At 55.3% G+C, this 17,949-nt stretch carries 3 protein-coding genes; all 3 read right to left on the bottom strand.

Annotated features, from left to right (window positions below):
• Positions 1-20: 20 nt before the first annotated feature.
• Positions 21-1,595: a hypothetical protein gene (locus VN12_RS25855; RefSeq protein WP_168164099.1), complete on the bottom strand. Its 1,575-nt coding sequence runs from the start codon at positions 1,593-1,595 to the stop codon at positions 21-23.
• A gap of 242 nt (positions 1,596-1,837) precedes the next feature.
• Positions 1,838-7,138 carry a protein kinase domain-containing protein gene (locus VN12_RS14515; protein ID WP_146677501.1) on the bottom strand — a complete coding sequence of 1,767 codons (5,301 nt, stop codon included), beginning with the start codon at positions 7,136-7,138 and terminating at the stop codon, positions 1,838-1,840.
• Positions 7,139-7,217: 79 nt separating this feature from the next.
• Positions 7,218-17,864, bottom strand: coding sequence for a hypothetical protein (locus tag VN12_RS14510; protein WP_146677500.1), 10,647 nt, complete (start codon positions 17,862-17,864; stop codon positions 7,218-7,220).
• Positions 17,865-17,949: the final 85 nt, after the last annotated feature.

The following is a 17,949-nucleotide window of genomic DNA, read 5'->3' as shown; positions in this document are numbered from 1 at the left end:
GGGTGATGGAATTGCAAAACTTAGTTTGCTAGTTTTGCTTCAAGATCGTTCAACGCAGCTTGAAGCACTTCACGAACCTTGATGTCTACTCCGAGGGCCGCTTTGGCATCGTCCAGCATCTGAACCACTTTGTGGTTCGAAAGATCGCTCTTGAATTGGACCACTGCCGCCAAAGCTTGTTTCAATGGGCTTTGATCCGAATCGGTGGCGGTTTGAGCGCTGAAGATGGCGTCGTTCAATCGATCGGAAAGGCCTTCAATCGACTGCACAATCTCAGCGACTAATTCGTTCGGATCCTCGTCGGGAACCATTTCGGCGATGGGCCCGAGAAGCTTTTGCACTTCATCCGTCGCGTTGGCCAATGCCTGTTGCCATCGGCTGAGTAGAAACTTCTTCCTCTCCGCCACGATTCCCTTCGGAATGGAATCCGTTTCTTTCACGCCCGAGGCCATGGCGGTCGTCACGGCCTGAAGTAGCCGGTCCAACGCTTTGATCGCATTCGCAAACGATCCCGCGCTACCTTGTTCTTGGATATACGCCATCACGGCCCGGAACTTGCCTGTGTCGCCCAGTTGTTTACGGATCGCATCATTGTAAAGCGGCTCCAATTTGGCGAGCTTCTCCTGGTACTCCCCTTCCAATCCTTCCGGCTGCGCGGTTTCGCTGGGAACAGGTGGAACCGGTTCCGCTTTGTTGCTCGTTAAAATACCTTTCAACAGCTGTCCGACGCTTAGAATACCTGCTCTCGCTTCTTGAAGCTCGCCAGACTCCAGCTGCTTTTTGATCGTCGCAACAGGTGTAAGCAGCTCGACTTTGCGATCCGGAAACGACGCTACCGCCTGCTTCAGCTGCGGAACCAATTTGTTGAGAGCCTCCTGCAACTTCGCTTTCAGCGGGTCTACGCCCTGCGGCGGTGCGGGGGGTGCGGGCGGGGCCGGAGGTGCGGGGGGCTCTGGGGGAGCGGCAGGTGGTGCCTCCGCAGCAGGTGCAACTGGAGCGCTCTCACCCGATTTCCAAGCGTTGAGCTGGGCCTCGAAACGGTTGACGCGAGGCTCCGCTTCGTTGAAATTTCCATCTTGAAGCAAGCTTCGGATCGCCTCATTCTCGCTCTCGATGGTGCCCACCAAATTGGGCTGACTGCCCGATACCGTCGCGATCAACTCCGCCAATCCCATAAAGCGGGCGACAAGCGGGTGACTCAGGTCTTCGTCGTCAAACGGAATGGATGGCAGAGTCGAAACGATCGCAAAACTAGGCTTTGCCTTGAACTCCGCATGCTCCTCCAAGAAATCCTTGAGCGTCTTTTCCTTGCATGGTTCCGAGTCATAGCCATCCGCGGTGGACAGGTTGAACACAAGGTCCATGCCCTTTCCCGTGATGACGCCGATGTATGCGTCCCCCTTGTAACCAAGCTTCTTGGCGTCCGCAATTTCCGATTTCTTGACGGGCTTCTTTTTGACGAGCAAGTACTTCAGCTTCACTCCTTTGCAAATCAAAAGAAAGCATCGGGGCTTCCCTTTCTTCGCTTCTTCCAGGAATTTCACCGTGTCTTCGCCGAGAGGAGGCAAGCCGTCATCTTCGTCTTCGCGTGCCATCGATCATACCTTTGTCGGGAAAGGGGGTTTTTGGTTTCAAGATTGAGAATTGCGGTTAACCACGCATTATCCTACCAAGTTTTTCCATTTCGCTATCACCTTGGTAACACACGGGGACGCCGGAAACACAAGTTTCCATCTGGATAGTGTCGGTGAACCGCGGATCACGATCCAAGCATTTTCAGTACAAATTAAGCGCGTTCAGACCGGTCGCTGCTGCCAGCAGCGAATCGAGCCAACTATCAGCGTGACGAATCGGCTGGAGAGCTCAATGCAATTCCCCGGTCTGCAGAGTCCAACGCAAGAGTGATTTGCGTCTCGGAAGAAAGACTCTCATCCTCGGCACGGAGGACACGGAAATAGAGGATTCCCTGGGTTTCCGCCAACGCATCCGAATCAACCGCCCGGACGGCGATCGCTCCCAGCAGATCTTGGATCATCGCCGGAGTTGCGGCTCGAAGCGGCTTCAATCGAAGGCTTTTCGCGCTGTCGCGAGGTCGCTGGATTTCAGCGATGGGAACTCCCTCGCCCCCCTCCGAGGCCTTCGCTAGGAGTTTCGCCCCGACCTGCTGATAACGTTCGACCGGAAGCTGAAGTTGCACTTCGAAGGGCAACGAATCTTGAACGCCGCAATCGACTTCCATCATGTGCTGAGAAAGATTTCCTGGAGTCGGGACGCTCAACTCGAATAGGTGGCCAACGGCACTCCAAGCATTGAGTGTCGGGATCTCCACTTGGTCCTGTGTCGCGCGCGGATGCGGCGGCAGTTCTTCCGACTCCCAAACCACGCTATCCCCCTCCTGCCCCACCGACAAAATCGAGCCCCCATCGCTTGAGAACTCGGCCATGTTCACGGCCGAGCGATGGTAATTGAGTGCCATCAACTCTCCCAGGATGGTACGACCTGCCTCTCGTTCTCTCGCATAGCCAATGCTTCGCGTGTCCCAGATACGAACCGAGGTATCTTGACTCGAAGAAAGGAGTCTCATGGAGTCTCGAGAAAACTCCAGGGACGTGATGGCCGCAGAGTGGCCCACCAATGTTGCAAGTTTTGAATTTGTCGACAGATCCCAAACGCAAATAGACTTGTCATTCGAACCAGTCGCTAACGCGAGGCCATTCGCTGTTAGGGCGAGACAGCCCACCGTCTCCGAATGCGCCTTCATTTCCGCTTGAATCTCCAAAGTCTTGGGATCCAACCGAAGAACGCGTCCATCGGAAAGGGCGATCCAAAACGAGGAAACATCGCGGGAAAGAACCGCTGCGGTAGGAACCATTCCGATTGGAAGCTGCGCTGTCTGCATCGGTTTGGCTCGCTCGACATCCCACAGAACAACCAAGCCTGTCTTATCGACCGAAATCAAACGATCGCCCACGGAGGAAAACTGCATACTGACGATCTCCGTCGGATGCACCTTTTCCCACTGCAATTGACTTCTTCCATCCTGCACGGACCACATTTGAATGGTCCCATCGCGGCTTCCACTGAGAATTTGGGAGCCGTCTGGGGTGTACTGGATTTCACAGATAGACACGTTGGGACGAAAACTGGAAATCAATCGATTCCATTTCGTACTCCAGAGGCGTGCGCCACGACCTCCATAAGTCACCAAACGTTTTCGCGTCGGGTCGTTCAACACACCCCAGAGCGAAGCATTTCGCGCGCCTTCGACCGGAAAGGTTTGTGCTTGCCCACTAACCAGATCGATCTTAGTCACCGACTTGGTCGACCGCTGCGGGGCAATGAACATAATGGCGAGTTGCTCTCGGGTATCGAACTCGAAGTCGAGCGACTGGACCATCGAGTCGGCGAAATCCTCCTGAAACAATTTCTTTCCGGTGGTACGATCAAATATCCAAACTCGCGTTGAATCCTTTGATAGGGGAGCAGAGCAAGCCAAGTGAGCCCCGTCCTTTGAAATCGCCGACGACTGCAACGGTGCATAGGTCTGGATCCGAGATTGGGGAACTTCATCTCCCGTTTCTGTATTCCACGTACTGATGCTCCCATCGGTGCTGACAGCCACCAGGCACTCCCCCTGCACCAACGTGGAAGGAGCTGATGCAAAGAAGCATTCGACGATGTTCTCTTTGTGCGCCTTCCATGTTCGAATGGGTCTCTTTGTTTCCACGTTCCAAAGCGTGAGGAATCCTTCCCGATTTGCGGACGCGATCTTTTTTCCTTCACCGGAAATCGCAATGGCGCTCGGTTCCGCGAATGGTTTCTTACCATTCAATGCTTCTCCACCCAATGCATCGCCGTCCAACGACTTCAATCGCGCGACTTCGACGTTCTTGTCCAACGACCAAATGGGGATTCCATTTTGATCCCCTGTTGAAACGAGCCATCGTTCGTCTCTTGAGACTGCGAAACGAATGTTACGACCACTATTCTCCAGAACAGCTGTTTGTGTTCCTCGTTCGACGTCCCAGATTCGAAGGGTGTTGTCACCTGCCGCGGTGACGAGGACTTGGTGATCGCGAACGAAACGTGCCGCATTGGCTAAGTAATCGTGTCCCTCGCGCAGCACACTCAGTAGCTCTCCGTTCTCTCTGGACCAAAGCTTGATCGAGCCATCGATATAACCGGTCGCGACGCTCGAACCATCGGGAGAGATTCTCGCTTTGAGCGCTGCAATACCACCGCCCGACAAAATCTGCTGTTCTCGGTAGTGATCCGGGCTCCATATCTTGAGTCGCTGGTCATCTCCTCCGCTGGCTATTCGATCGCCGACAAAGGCACAGGACCGGATCCAACCGCCATGTCCACGAAACGATCGGCTGGGTGAAACGTTCCCGTCCTGGGCATCCGTTGAATTCCCGGTTTGGTTTGATGTGCGGGACACGGGGGAAGCTTCTTTTTTGGCCTCTCGCGGCACCTTCCACAAGCAGACGAGATTATCGCTCCCGCAACTGACGAGATCCTCTCCGTTTTGAGCGAACCGAATGCAATGAACGCTTGATTCATGTCCTCGCAAATGTTGGTATTCGATCGCTTTGGGTGGCACACCCTGGATCGCCAACTGTATTTCCTGAACTGCATCCTGCCCCGCCTGTCGAATCGAAACAGGCCATACCATGATATTTCCACCGCTATCACCCGAGGCAATCCGTCGGCCATCGGGGGAAAAATCGAGGGATAAGACTGATGAGGTATGTTCGGAAAATCGTTGCACCTCGGACGACTCATCGTTTTGGACTTGGGATGCGTCCCAAACTCGAACGGTCCCATCCGTGCTTGATGAGGCAATCCAGCGTTGATCCGGGGAGTATCGGACGCAGGCCACACCCTCCAAATGGCCTACGAAGGTCTTCAAGGTCTGTCCGTCTTTCCAGTTCCATACCTTCACCGTCTTTCTCTCCCCCCCACCGACGAGCACGGGAACATGGGAATCGGGGTGAAACGCAAGCGAATCGATCCGTGTCGTATCCAGGTTCCGATCCTCTGCTTGAAACGCGTCCTGCTTCCTTAACCACACCTTTACCGAATAACCGTGTTCCGCACTCCACGCGGAGGTAGCGATGCGTCCGGTTTCAGGAGAGAAGGCAATAGCGAACAATCGGTCGCCGGCTCGTCCCGAAGCGATCTTCTGACCGGTGGTAGTGTCGATCAACCCAAACTCGCCATTGAGCAACCCGTATGCAATCTGTTGCCCGTCCTTCAGGGAATCGATCGCAACGACATCTTCAGGAAAGTCGATTGTGCGAACGCCTGCGACCGTCTGCTTTTGGGTTCCGCCTTGAACCAAAAATCGAAACCTTCCCCACTCCCAATGCCGCAGCTTGCTTTTGGCATCGGATTGCTCTAGTCCATTGAGCAAATTCCATGCGATGAGAAAACTGTTTTGTTGGATGCTAGCACCGATCAAACCGATTTCGGCGAAGTAAGCGCTTTCATCCGCTTTGCGTTTCTCGCTCGCTGTCTCCAACCTTGATTTGTCGGCCGCGAGCCTCGCCGATTCCGCGATGCGAGTCTGGGTTTCCGCTCGCTGCTGTTCCTGGATGGCATTCTGCTTTTCGGCCTCCGCCACGGTTTTTGCGTCGTTTGCGAGTAGAACTAGACCCTTTAGTTCTTCTTGAGCCCCCAGCAAGTCATCGTTGAGTTGAACCGACCTGCTATAGAGAAACAGGATCACGCAGGAACCCAGCGAGCCCGTGACCAGGATAAAAGCGCCGAGCACCACGGCGATCCGCCTGATCGCTGTGAATCTTGCCTGTCGGGCAGCTCGATCGGACTGACCTCGTTTTAGTCTGGCAATCAGCTCTGGAGCATTGAACTCCTCTTCCTCCAAGACTGAAAGTCCAAGGTCAAAATCCTCCTTGCGGTAGGCTGCCTCCGCATACGCCATCCTCGCATTGGTAAGTCCTTCTCTCGCTTCCGCATTTTCTGGCCATAGTTTGATCGCTTCACCAAATGCGAAGATAACGTGGTTGAACGCTGCGTAGTTTGCCGACTCCTCCGCCGCGATCAACTCCGCCTTGGCGCTTTCCATCAGAGCGAGACTTTCGCGATGGTATTCGAAGTTGCGAATCGCTTTCTGAAAGTCCTGAACCGTCCGATATCGGCGCCCCGGGATGGTTTCCATCGCCTTCATCGCGATGTCCATCAATTCACCAGATCGATCGGTCTCGACGATGACATTGTTAGCGGCATTGCGCACGCACTCCAAGACGTCGTTCCCGTCATGCGGCGGCTTACCCGATAATATCTCAAAGAGAATAGCCCCCAGCAGGTAGACATCGGAGGCCCTTCCGATTCGCTCGACCGGCCCCGATGCTAACTCCGGTGCCATATAAGCCGGCGTACCACCCATCGCCTGCGAGCGGAGAATGCTAGACGATTTGTTGAAACCCTCCGTAGGCATCGCAATGCCCCAGTCCATGACGAGGACTTCACCGAATCCTCCAAGCATGACATTTTCGGGTTTCAAATCGCGATGGATAACCCCGCGCGAATGAGCGAATGCGACAGCGTCGGCGACTTTGTGGAGGATCTCCAAATTGAGCTCGAGCGTTTGGCTGTTGATGACTCGATCCCAAGGGGTACCGACCACATTCTTCATCGCATAGAACAGTTCCCCATCCTTATTGCGTCCCAAATCATAGATGGGGACGATATTGGGGTGATCCAATTCCCCCGTTAACACTGCTTCAGCTAGAAACTTGTCCCGATGTTCGGGTCGCACACGATACTCGTCGCGAAGCATCTTGATCGCGACGCGACGATCGATGCTCGCCTGCCTCGCCGCATAGACGACCCCTACTCCACCTTCGCCAATCACCTCCAACAATTCGTAGTCGAGCGACGTACCGAATTGGAGATCTTTGCTTTCCATTATCTCGCGAGGCTGGATCGAATAGACCGAATCCGATACCGTCAGTTCCCCGGTATCCGATTTGATCGTGCGGTGAAGATCGGAATTCGTAACAATCGATTGCTTCCAGAGTGACGCGATTTGGTCCGTTTTAACCTCGGGTTTCCCCTGGGTCTTCGGTCTGCGTTCCGGTTCGCTCTCACTCGATGAATCTGCCCACTCCATCATCGCCCCGCAATGAGGACAACGTCCCTCGTTTAGAGGAACATCGTTCAAAACCGCACGGCAAATCAGGCACTCGCGCACGTTATTTGGCTCCTGAGGAATTCGATGGTTGCTGCGTCCGAGAAGCAACTTGCTTTCTCAGTTTCCTGGCAGCCCGTCGGAATGATTGTTGTGGCAGCAATACGGAAAGAATGCTGGACGCGAGCCCCTCGTTCCCGACGAATTCCTCGCTTCCCCCTTCCTCGGTTGCGCCTCCATTTCGCGTCGAACTCGTGGGATCAAGAGCCTTGCGTTCTCCTTCACGAGATTCATTCCGAGGCGTTTCCTGCATGTCGCTTCCGGGCGTTCCCTCGGGTTGGACAAGTCCCGGAATAGGGACTTCATCTGCAGTGGCTTCGTCCAGTTCGAAAGGCAAATGCTTCTTCAAATAGAAATCGCGAAGCAACAGCTCGATCCCACCATCCAAAATGGCATAGATTCGATAACGATTGTCGCCTAGACGTCGGAAGAGACTCGGCAGATCGGAGATATCGCTCTCCGATAGCTCTATGTTGTCGCTCTCGGTGACCTCGCCAGCTTCGTTACGAGGAGTAACCAATCGAAGAACATACTGCCGTTCCGATTTGGAAACGACATCCGAGACACTCGATGGCAAATCGGTAGTGGTATTGGATGCGGCAACCAGCGAGTTGGTCTGGAGGATCACCTCGCTCGCTAAGACCAGCACACGGCTCGTGAATTGAACCTGCGGCAACTCAATTCGCAATGCAAACAATCCTGCCGCCGGGACCGTTAAATCGACCTGAACAACTTGTGTCAGCAAGTTTCCTGTACCGAATTGATCGGAAATTTGTATTCGCTGAAAAGGGTCCGTCGTCAGCGTAAAGACAATAGGAATGGGGGCAGCAGGATCGTTGACGTTCGGATTTCCGAGATATTGATGCTGGATCAAGAAAGGAATACCCGTCGCATCAAACCTGAAAACGCCAGGATAAGTGGATAGCGGGGATCTAGCGCCCAACGGCACGTTGTCGACCGCCCCATCCGCCCAATCGATCATGATTCCAAAATTCTTGTCGACCGTAGTTGGATTGGAAGCACCGATGCGAACAATCAACGATGCGCTCCCAATCGCATCCACGTTGACTCCATCTGGATTCGCGATGGGTGTAATTTCTAACTCGGTTGGAATCCGATTTAACAAAGCTTCCGTTTGAGAATTGGAAGCTCCGACTTGAATGACGGCGCCATTTTGCAATTGAAACCGACCGCCGGACTCGGCTTTGAAAATTCCCGCTTCACTCGAGGTCTGAGCAAGAGAACCAGGCAGCAACTGAATATCGCCCCCGGCGATCAACTCAATATCGCCGTTTCCACCTGCGAGAATATTTCCCACAATCGAGAGGGATCCTAAGGGATTCGCCAAAGTGATATCCCCGGTCCCCGACGCCGTCGAGGCTTGAAACACCACCAAGCCTCCGCCTCCGGTTTGCTCGAGCGAAACGCTTCCTGACCCGCTGGACTGCAAGCGGAGAACGGAGAGTGGCAAAACGCTCTCGTTGCGGACTTGCACGTCGCCTAATTGAGAGAATGCTCTCAGCACCGAAGTCTTGGTACGGATCGGCGAGCCGTCCCCCACTCCGCTCTGCGCAACAAACTCGATCGAGTTCGATTGCAGCGTGGCCGCTCCAAAAATGGTCCCTCCTGACACGACTTGTAGAGCACCTTGCTCCACGACTACGTCGCCTTGGAAGTCCACATCCCCTGTTCCGGAGCCGAGGAAGGAAAGCGAGCCCAATCCACCAACTTGAATACCACTTACCCCTATAACAACCTCACTGTTCAGAGACTGAATCAAGGCATTCGATTCACCCACGCTCGGGGTTCCATCCGCACCGGTTAGGAACCTCTCGAGGCTCATGGTGCCACCGGTCTGCGAGACATGGATGTTCGTTCCGTTTTGTCCCTCGACGTCCCAAAGTGCCACACCCGAAGCGGTGTTTGCCAGCCGAATAACTCCCCCGTGCGAATTCTTTGCCTCGATTCGACTCGTCTGAACTTGAATCGGCGTAGCAGAACCAATTCCATTGGCTGCGAAGAATCGCACCTCGGTCGCTTTAACAGTCCCTCCCGATTCCACACGCCCAATGCCTAACCCATCTTGAGCGGAACGAACCGTAAGCCTCTTTGCCAGATCGGTCCCTTGAAGGAATACGTCGCGGTCCGCGATCACCTCCACTTCTCGCGACAATCCTCCGCTCTGCAACGATGCCAACCGGACGGACCCTCCATGACTGACGAATTGAACAGGAGTAAGAGAAGTTGCCAATGTAATGCGAGCGACATCGTCCTGCATCGATAGGTCACCCGTGTTGGCGATTACCTCCGTGGTCGCTCCCAATCGCAGGGCATCGAATATCCGAGAGAATGTAGCTTGCGTAGCGCTGCTCACATTTCCTTGAACTTCGAATACTCGCCAATTCTCCGCGACGATGGCCCCCGTCAATGACGTGAGAGGACCGGCGATCAAGGCGTCGTCATTCCGTTGCACACTCCCTCGAAGACTCAATGTCCCCGCCTGCAATGCCTGCGAGGAAAACGACGCTCCCACAGAATCGGCATCGCTGTCCACCTGAATGCTGAGCTGCGAAGCGGGAACTAACGTTACGACTCCTAATTGCATCCCTCCCTCCGAAGAAAGGGATAACGATACCACATCGGAGGAATCAACGTCTGCCAACTCCAAACCATTGGCGTCTCCCGTTGCAATGATCTGGAAGGCCGCACCATTCCCTATCAGTCGAATGGAGCCAACTCCAGTCCGCGCCAATACACCTGCCCCTCGAAGAGTGAGAGGGTTCTGCAACTGAACTTCACCCGAGACATCGCGAAACTCGACCGCCCCCAGAGATTCGATGTCGGATTGCAAGATTACCGATTGCACATCTTCGACCAGCAGCCCATCGATGCCGAGATCGAGCTGGTCGGTGAAGAGTGCCTCGTCGTTGGCAGGGTCACCACCGGTTACGCGAAGCCCTCGCGCTTGCACACTCCCTGCACGGAACATCGTATCGGTGCGCGCCGTCGAGCGACCGATCGATGCCTCCACCAACCCGTTGGTCAGTAACACATTCCCCAACAAGATCGAATGGTCGCTCAACAGCTCCAGCGTCACGTTCCCAGTTCCCGTGATACTCGGAGTCTCAAGCGTCGTGTTACTCCCTCGGACTTCCAAGATGTTCGTGCCACTGGCTCCTACCAGTTCCAGGACTCCTACTTCCCCGGCCATACTAATGTTCGTCGCCGAACGAAGGTCTGTGTTCGAGGCTAGCTGCACCGAACTAAGGTCCACGAATTGAATCGCTCCGCTTCCCGTCGTAACATCTCCTCCCAACCATACCGTATCGTTACCTAGCGCCGAACCGGTAAACGTGATCGAACCTGCGTCCAACGCACCCGTTGCCGTCAACGCTGAGATCGAATCATTGTCCGTATCCAACTGTATTGATAGCGAGCCTGTGTTCAAGTCGATCGAACCAACCGAAATACTACCTTCCGAGAGAAGGTTCAAATTCTGCGAACCCGATGCCACTGCATCTCCAAGCTTCAGCTCGTTCGTATCTCCCAACACTCGCAACGTCGCGCTATCGACCAACTCCGTCAGCGTGTTCCGGAAGTCCAAGTCTCCATGGACCGTTACCGTCACGGCCGATCCCGTGGGATGCTCCAACCGTGTGCGACCAATCGTTGTACCTCGCGTATCGATCGATAGGGAACTCCCGGCTGTCGAAAGATCCACATCCGCTAAGAACACATTCCCCGCCACATTCGAACTGTTCCCAACAACCGTTGAACCGGTTACCAACGACAAGCTACCAGAGCCCGTAAAACTCGTATTGCGAAGATCGATCGCTCGGGAACTCAACCCCGCAACACCTCCGGGGTTCGTCTGCAGCGAAAGGGGATTGGCTGCTGCAAGCTCCACCGTGCCTAAGATCTCAATACCAACCGCCGATGCGCTCCCACCATTGAATCCATCGACACTCAAGACGCGAGCTCCTGTACCAGTCACGCTCAACGTCCCGCTCTCGTTGGGGGTCCCAGCACCTCGCATGTCGATCAACAGGGTGTCGAAGTACGCGCTACCCTGGTTGGCTACTCCTCCAATGCGAATGTCACCACCATCGTTCCCGTTGTCCACGACACCAAGCCCCGTATGCTGCGTTCGCAACTCCAACACACTGGTGCTATTGAGCGGGGTCAATCGCGAGGATCCAAAGTCGATCGAACCGGCTTGCTGACCCAACGTCCCATCCCGAAGATCGATCACGCCCGATGCGATAATATCTGTCGCCGTCGCATCGCTCTGGTTGATCTGAAACAACGCCGGTGTACCGGACTTGCCAATCAAACGAACACTACCAATCGTCACCGTTCCATCGCTCACCGAGCCGCTGCTCTGAATCGAAAGTCGATTCACACCGCTGCCGGTTCCAACGACAGTACCCAGAGTGACCGCTCCACCTTGCAGAACACCACGGGTGTCGATCTCCAAAGCGGCTGCGCCGTCCACTCCCGCAATGCTTGTTCCTGCTCCCCACTGGACTTGCCCTGCCGTGTTCGCTGTGACTCCGGTCCCACCTGTCGTCAAAGTCCTGACTGCCGTGCCATCGACATCGACTCGGCCTGACAGAAAGAGAATGTCGCTGCCATTCGTGGTGATATCGGAGTTGAGAAGGATCGTTCCTCCAGTCCCCACTTCCAACGACATATCCCCGTCGGAGAAAATATCTCCTGAGAGATCGACCGATTGCACATCTTCGACCAGCAGTCCATCGACGCCGAGATCGAGCTGGTCGGTGAAGAGTGCCTCGTCGTTGGCAGGGTCACCACCGGTTACGCGAAGCCCTCGCGCTTGCACACTCCCTGCACGGAACATCGTATCGGTGCGCGCCGTCGAGCGACCGATCGATGCCTCCACCAACCCGTTGGTCAGTAACACATTCCCCAACAAGATCGAATGGTCGCTCAACAGCTCCAGCGTCACGTTCCCAGTTCCCGTGATACTCGGAGTCTCAAGCGTCGTGTTACTCCCTCGGACTTCCAAGATGTTCGTGCCACTGGCTCCTACCAGTTCCAGGACTCCTACTTCCCCGGCCATACTAATGTTCGTCGCCGAACGAAGGTCTGTGTTCGAGGCTAGCTGCACCGAACTAAGGTCCACGAATTGAATCGCTCCGCTTCCCGTCGTAACATCTCCTCCCAACCATACCGTATCGTTACCTAGCGCCGAACCGGTAAACGTGATCGAACCTGCGTCCAACGCACCCGTTGCCGTCAACGCTGAGATCGAATCATTGTCCGTATCCAACTGTATTGATAGCGAGCCTGTGTTCAAGTCGATCGAACCAACCGAAATACTACCTTCCGAGAGAAGGTTCAAATTCTGCGAACCCGATGCCACTGCATCTCCAAGCTTCAGCTCGTTCGTATCTCCCAACACTCGCAACGTCGCGCTATCGACCAACTCCGTCAGCGTGTTCCGGAAGTCCAAGTCTCCATGGACCGTTACCGTCACGGCCGATCCCGTGGGATGCTCCAACCGTGTGCGACCAATCGTTGTACCTCGCGTATCGATCGATAGGGAACTCCCGGCTGTCGAAAGATCCACATCCGCTAAGAACACATTCCCCGCCACATTCGAACTGTTCCCAACAACCGTTGAACCGGTTACCAACGACAAGCTACCAGAGCCCGTAAAACTCGTATTGCGAAGATCGATCGCTCGGGAACTCAACCCCGCAACACCTCCGGGGTTCGTCTGCAGCGAAAGGGGATTGGCTGCTGCAAGCTCCACCGTGCCTAAGATCTCAATACCAACCGCCGATGCGCTCCCACCATTGAATCCATCGACACTCAAGACGCGAGCTCCTGTACCAGTCACGCTCAACGTCCCGCTCTCGTTGGGGGTCCCAGCACCTCGCATGTCGATCAACAGGGTGTCGAAGTACGCGCTACCCTGGTTGGCTACTCCTCCAATGCGAATGTCACCACCATCGTTCCCGTTGTCCACGACACCAAGCCCCGTATGCTGCGTTCGCAACTCCAACACACTGGTGCTATTGAGCGGGGTCAATCGCGAGGATCCAAAGTCGATCGAACCGGCTTGCTGACCCAACGTCCCATCCCGAAGATCGATCACGCCCGATGCGATAATATCTGTCGCCGTCGCATCGCTCTGGTTGATCTGAAACAACGCCGGTGTACCGGACTTGCCAATCAAACGAACACTACCAATCGTCACCGTTCCATCGCTCACCGAGCCGCTGCTCTGAATCGAAAGTCGATTCACACCGCTGCCGGTTCCAACGACAGTACCCAGAGTGACCGCTCCACCTTGCAGAACACCACGGGTGTCGATCTCCAAAGCGGCTGCGCCGTCCACTCCCGCAATGCTTGTTCCTGCTCCCCACTGGACTTGCCCTGCCGTGTTCGCTGTGACTCCGGTCCCACCTGTCGTCAAAGTCCTGACTGCCGTGCCATCGACATCGACTCGGCCTGACAGAAAGAGAATGTCGCTGCCATTCGTGGTGATATCGGAGTTGAGAAGGATCGTTCCTCCAGTCCCCACTTCCAACGACATATCCCCGTCGGAGAAAATATCTCCTGAGAGATCGACCGATTGCACATCTTCGACCAGCAGTCCATCGACGCCGAGATCGAGCTGGTCGGTGAAGAGTGCCTCGTCGTTGGCAGGGTCACCACCGGTTACGCGAAGCCCTCGCGCTTGCACACTCCCTGCACGGAACATCGTATCGGTGCGCGCCGTCGAGCGACCGATCGATGCCTCCACCAACCCGTTGGTCAGTAACACATTCCCCAACAAGATCGAATGGTCGCTCAACAGCTCCAGCGTCACGTTCCCAGTTCCCGTGATACTCGGAGTCTCAAGCGTCGTGTTACTCCCTCGGACTTCCAAGATGTTCGTGCCACTGGCTCCTACCAGTTCCAGGACTCCTACTTCCCCGGCCATACTAATGTTCGTCGCCGAACGAAGGTCTGTGTTCGAGGCTAGCTGCACCGAACTAAGGTCCACGAATTGAATCGCTCCGCTTCCCGTCGTAACATCTCCTCCCAACCATACCGTATCGTTACCTAGCGCCGAACCGGTAAACGTGATCGAACCTGCGTCCAACGCACCCGTTGCCGTCAACGCTGAGATCGAATCATTGTCCGTATCCAACTGTATTGATAGCGAGCCTGTGTTCAAGTCGATCGAACCAACCGAAATACTACCTTCCGAGAGAAGGTTCAAATTCTGCGAACCCGATGCCACTGCATCTCCAAGCTTCAGCTCGTTCGTATCTCCCAACACTCGCAACGTCGCGCTATCGACCAACTCCGTCAGCGTGTTCCGGAAGTCCAAGTCTCCATGGACCGTTACCGTCACGGCCGATCCCGTGGGATGCTCCAACCGTGTGCGACCAATCGTTGTACCTCGCGTATCGATCGATAGGGAACTCCCGGCTGTCGAAAGATCCACATCCGCTAAGAACACATTCCCCGCCACATTCGAACTGTTCCCAACAACCGTTGAACCGGTTACCAACGACAAGCTACCAGAGCCCGTAAAACTCGTATTGCGAAGATCGATCGCTCGGGAACTCAACCCCGCAACACCTCCGGGGTTCGTCTGCAGCGAAAGGGGATTGGCTGCTGCAAGCTCCACCGTGCCTAAGATCTCAATACCAACCGCCGATGCGCTCCCACCATTGAATCCATCGACACTCAAGACGCGAGCTCCTGTACCAGTCACGCTCAACGTCCCGCTCTCGTTGGGGGTCCCAGCACCTCGCATGTCGATCAACAGGGTGTCGAAGTACGCGCTACCCTGGTTGGCTACTCCTCCAATGCGAATGTCACCACCATCGTTCCCGTTGTCCACGACACCAAGCCCCGTATGCTGCGTTCGCAACTCCAACACACTGGTGCTATTGAGCGGGGTCAATCGCGAGGATCCAAAGTCGATCGAACCGGCTTGCTGACCCAACGTCCCATCCCGAAGATCGATCACGCCCGATGCGATAATATCTGTCGCCGTCGCATCGCTCTGGTTGATCTGGAACAACGCCGGTGTACCGGACTTGCCAATCAACCGGACACTACCAATCGTCACCGTTCCATCGCTCACCGAGCCGCTGCTCTGGATCGAAAGTCGATTCACACCACTGCCATCGACATCTTTGACAACATTGCCAATCGTGATGTTCCCGCCGACGTTGGTAGCTTGGCTCCAGACTTGAAGGTTTGCGGCGCTCCCCTTTCCGTCGATTCGATTGATGTTCCCCAGTTGGATTACACCGCCTGTTGCACTTCCTCCGCCGCTCGATTCGATGGTTCGAGTCGCACTACTGTCGACCAAAAGTCGATCTGCTACGATAGAAATGGATCCGCCACGCGTTTGAAGGTTCCCGGCAAGCTCGACTTCGGAGGCATTAGATCCTTGGATAAGCAGCGAGTTTCCCGAGCCCTGGACAGTCAAGGAACTGTTGATAATGACATCGGCTCCACCGGACGCGACAATGGTCAACGCGTCGGTGTAGGTATGGGAGGTACCGGCTAGAGTAATCTTCCCAGTTTGGAGAGACTGACCGTATTGAATCCCTCCCGTGAATCCCGATGCGATCGCCAGCAGCGATGCGTCGCTCATCCTCAAGTCACCTGAAGCGCCCGTTCCGAACCCCAATGCCGTCGTTGTCTGCAATCCTTGTATTCGCAGCTGACCAGACGTTGATTGAATGGAACCTGCTCCACCGACGAAAGCCACGATAGATGCCGCTTGGATTTCCAAATCCCCGGATGCGGTGCTAACGTCATCAAGTGAAATAGATGTCCCTGTTGTGTCGGTCGTCTTAAGTTGAATATCCCCACCCAGGCTAGTGAGAGGCCCGGTTGTCGCGAGAGATCTGGAGACAGATGTCATGGCGAATCCTGGCAATCCGACTCCGTCGCCGATAGAGACCGCTCCCAAAGTAATATCGCCGCTGGTGGCTGATAGGTTGAGTTCTCGCAGTGCAGACAAATTTGCGGAATCGGTTCGGAGATTTCGGCCGGCGGTGAGTTGCAACGAAAGTTTTTGATTGCCCGCGATATTCCCCGATGCGTTGAACTGAATATCGCGAGTGGCGTTGAGGCTTAATGTGGCATTGTTCGTTCCGGTGACATTGATCGCGGCTTGTATCAAGATGTCTCCATCCCCGGTTCCCGTGGAGGTGATGTACGAGACCGAGACGCCATTGTTGAGTTGGGACTCGATTGTGCTAGCCAATACATAGGTCACCGTCGCGGTATTGGCGGTGGGGGTGGAAACGATAACGATACTGGATGGATCGACCAACCAGAGCCCACCGCGTCCCGCGTTGGCCGTTAGGACCGCCGGGTTATCCACCTGGAGCGAGCCGCGACTCGACGTCTCGATGAAACCGCCGTTCCCACCCGTGAGACCGCCGCGGGCACGCAGGTTTCCGGTACCCTCCACCACCGTGCTCGCTTCCGACCAGATCACGATGGATCCACCGTCGCCATGTTGGATCGAATCCGCTTCGACCAGCGCGGATGCGGAGACTCTCACGGACTGGGCGTTGCCGTTTCCAAGCAACGCACCCTGTCTTCCTCCACCGATCCATATTTGTCCGCCGTCGAGATCGGAGGACGCATTCAATCGAGCGCCGTCGTTCAATTCGACTCGATCCCCCAGCAATACAATCTGACCTCCCCCATCGAACCCGCGGCCCGAGACATCGATGGTACCGGATACGAAAATCGAATGTTCCCCTCCCGCGTCCAGCGTGACACGGGCTCCCGAGCTGGCGGTGATCTGGCCGTGAACCAGAATCGTACTACCTTGGATATCGATTGACTTTGCATTGGTTCGAAGATCAGACATCTCCAACGTCGCGGTCGATGCGGGCTCGAAGAATCGAATCTGCATCGCACTGCTATCGGCGAAGGCCCAGCGTCGGGTTCCGTTGGAGAGAACCTGCAACTCCTGCCCGACCCATCCTTCGCTCGTGTCCCGCGCGAGACTCTCGAGCCCCCATCCTCCAGCAGCCTGAAGAATGTCGTAGGTCTGCGAGGTGGATTGCGAACGATCCTGCATGGATTCGACACCTGAAGCTTCGATCAAAAGCCCCTGGGAATCGGAAGCGGCGTAGTATGTTCGGCTCCAAGTGTTCGATTCCAAACGCGTTTGAATCTGCTCCCAGAGTCGGTTTGGCGAGGAGAGGACCTGGAGGGAGTCTTCGCCCCCTTCGTCGTTGGGACCTCCAGAGAACTGAATCGTCCCCTGCCAATTCAGCTCCGCGTCTATTTTCACCACATCGCTGTCGCTGGATCCTTCGATTCGAATTTTGTCCAGCTGGTTGTAGGCCCCTTCCCACACCTTCTGCGCATTGACGAGGACTTGCAATTGCCCCGTCGATCCGGACGACGCCTGGCGTATTTCGAAGGTGTCGGCCCCACCATCGTTTCGGCCCTCTCCTGCGTCGATCAGCAGTTCGGAGACGTCGGTGGGAAACGGTAGCGGGGCTGCATTGAGAACGCGCCGCGACTCCAACCTCGACTCGTACAAGCGGGGATAGACTGAATTGTCACTCTTCCGTGGGTTGGCGGCGCGATCTTCGACGTTCCCTTTCCAGAATCGCAGCAACTTCAGAAGAAACGACATCATGAATCGACAACGTGATCAAAAGGAAAAGGGTCGGGACAAACACTTTTGAGTGGGGCTGCAGCACACCCTACAGATGGGTGAAACG

The organism is Pirellula sp. SH-Sr6A, assembly GCF_001610875.1.
In the GTDB taxonomy this organism is placed as follows: domain Bacteria; phylum Planctomycetota; class Planctomycetia; order Pirellulales; family Pirellulaceae; genus JBKCUI01.
This window is presented reverse-complemented; position numbering and strand designations above follow the sequence as displayed.

What these genes read in the sequence shown, in the direction of transcription:
- VN12_RS25855 (WP_168164099.1), bottom strand. Translation starts at nt 1,595, where the DNA reads ATGGCACGCGAAGACGAAGATGACGGCTTGCCTCCTCTCGGCGAAGAC.
- VN12_RS14515 (WP_146677501.1), bottom strand. Translation starts at nt 7,138, where the DNA reads ATGATGGAGTGGGCAGATTCATCGAGTGAGAGCGAACCGGAACGCAGA.
- VN12_RS14510 (WP_146677500.1), bottom strand. Translation starts at nt 17,864, where the DNA reads ATGATGTCGTTTCTTCTGAAGTTGCTGCGATTCTGGAAAGGGAACGTC.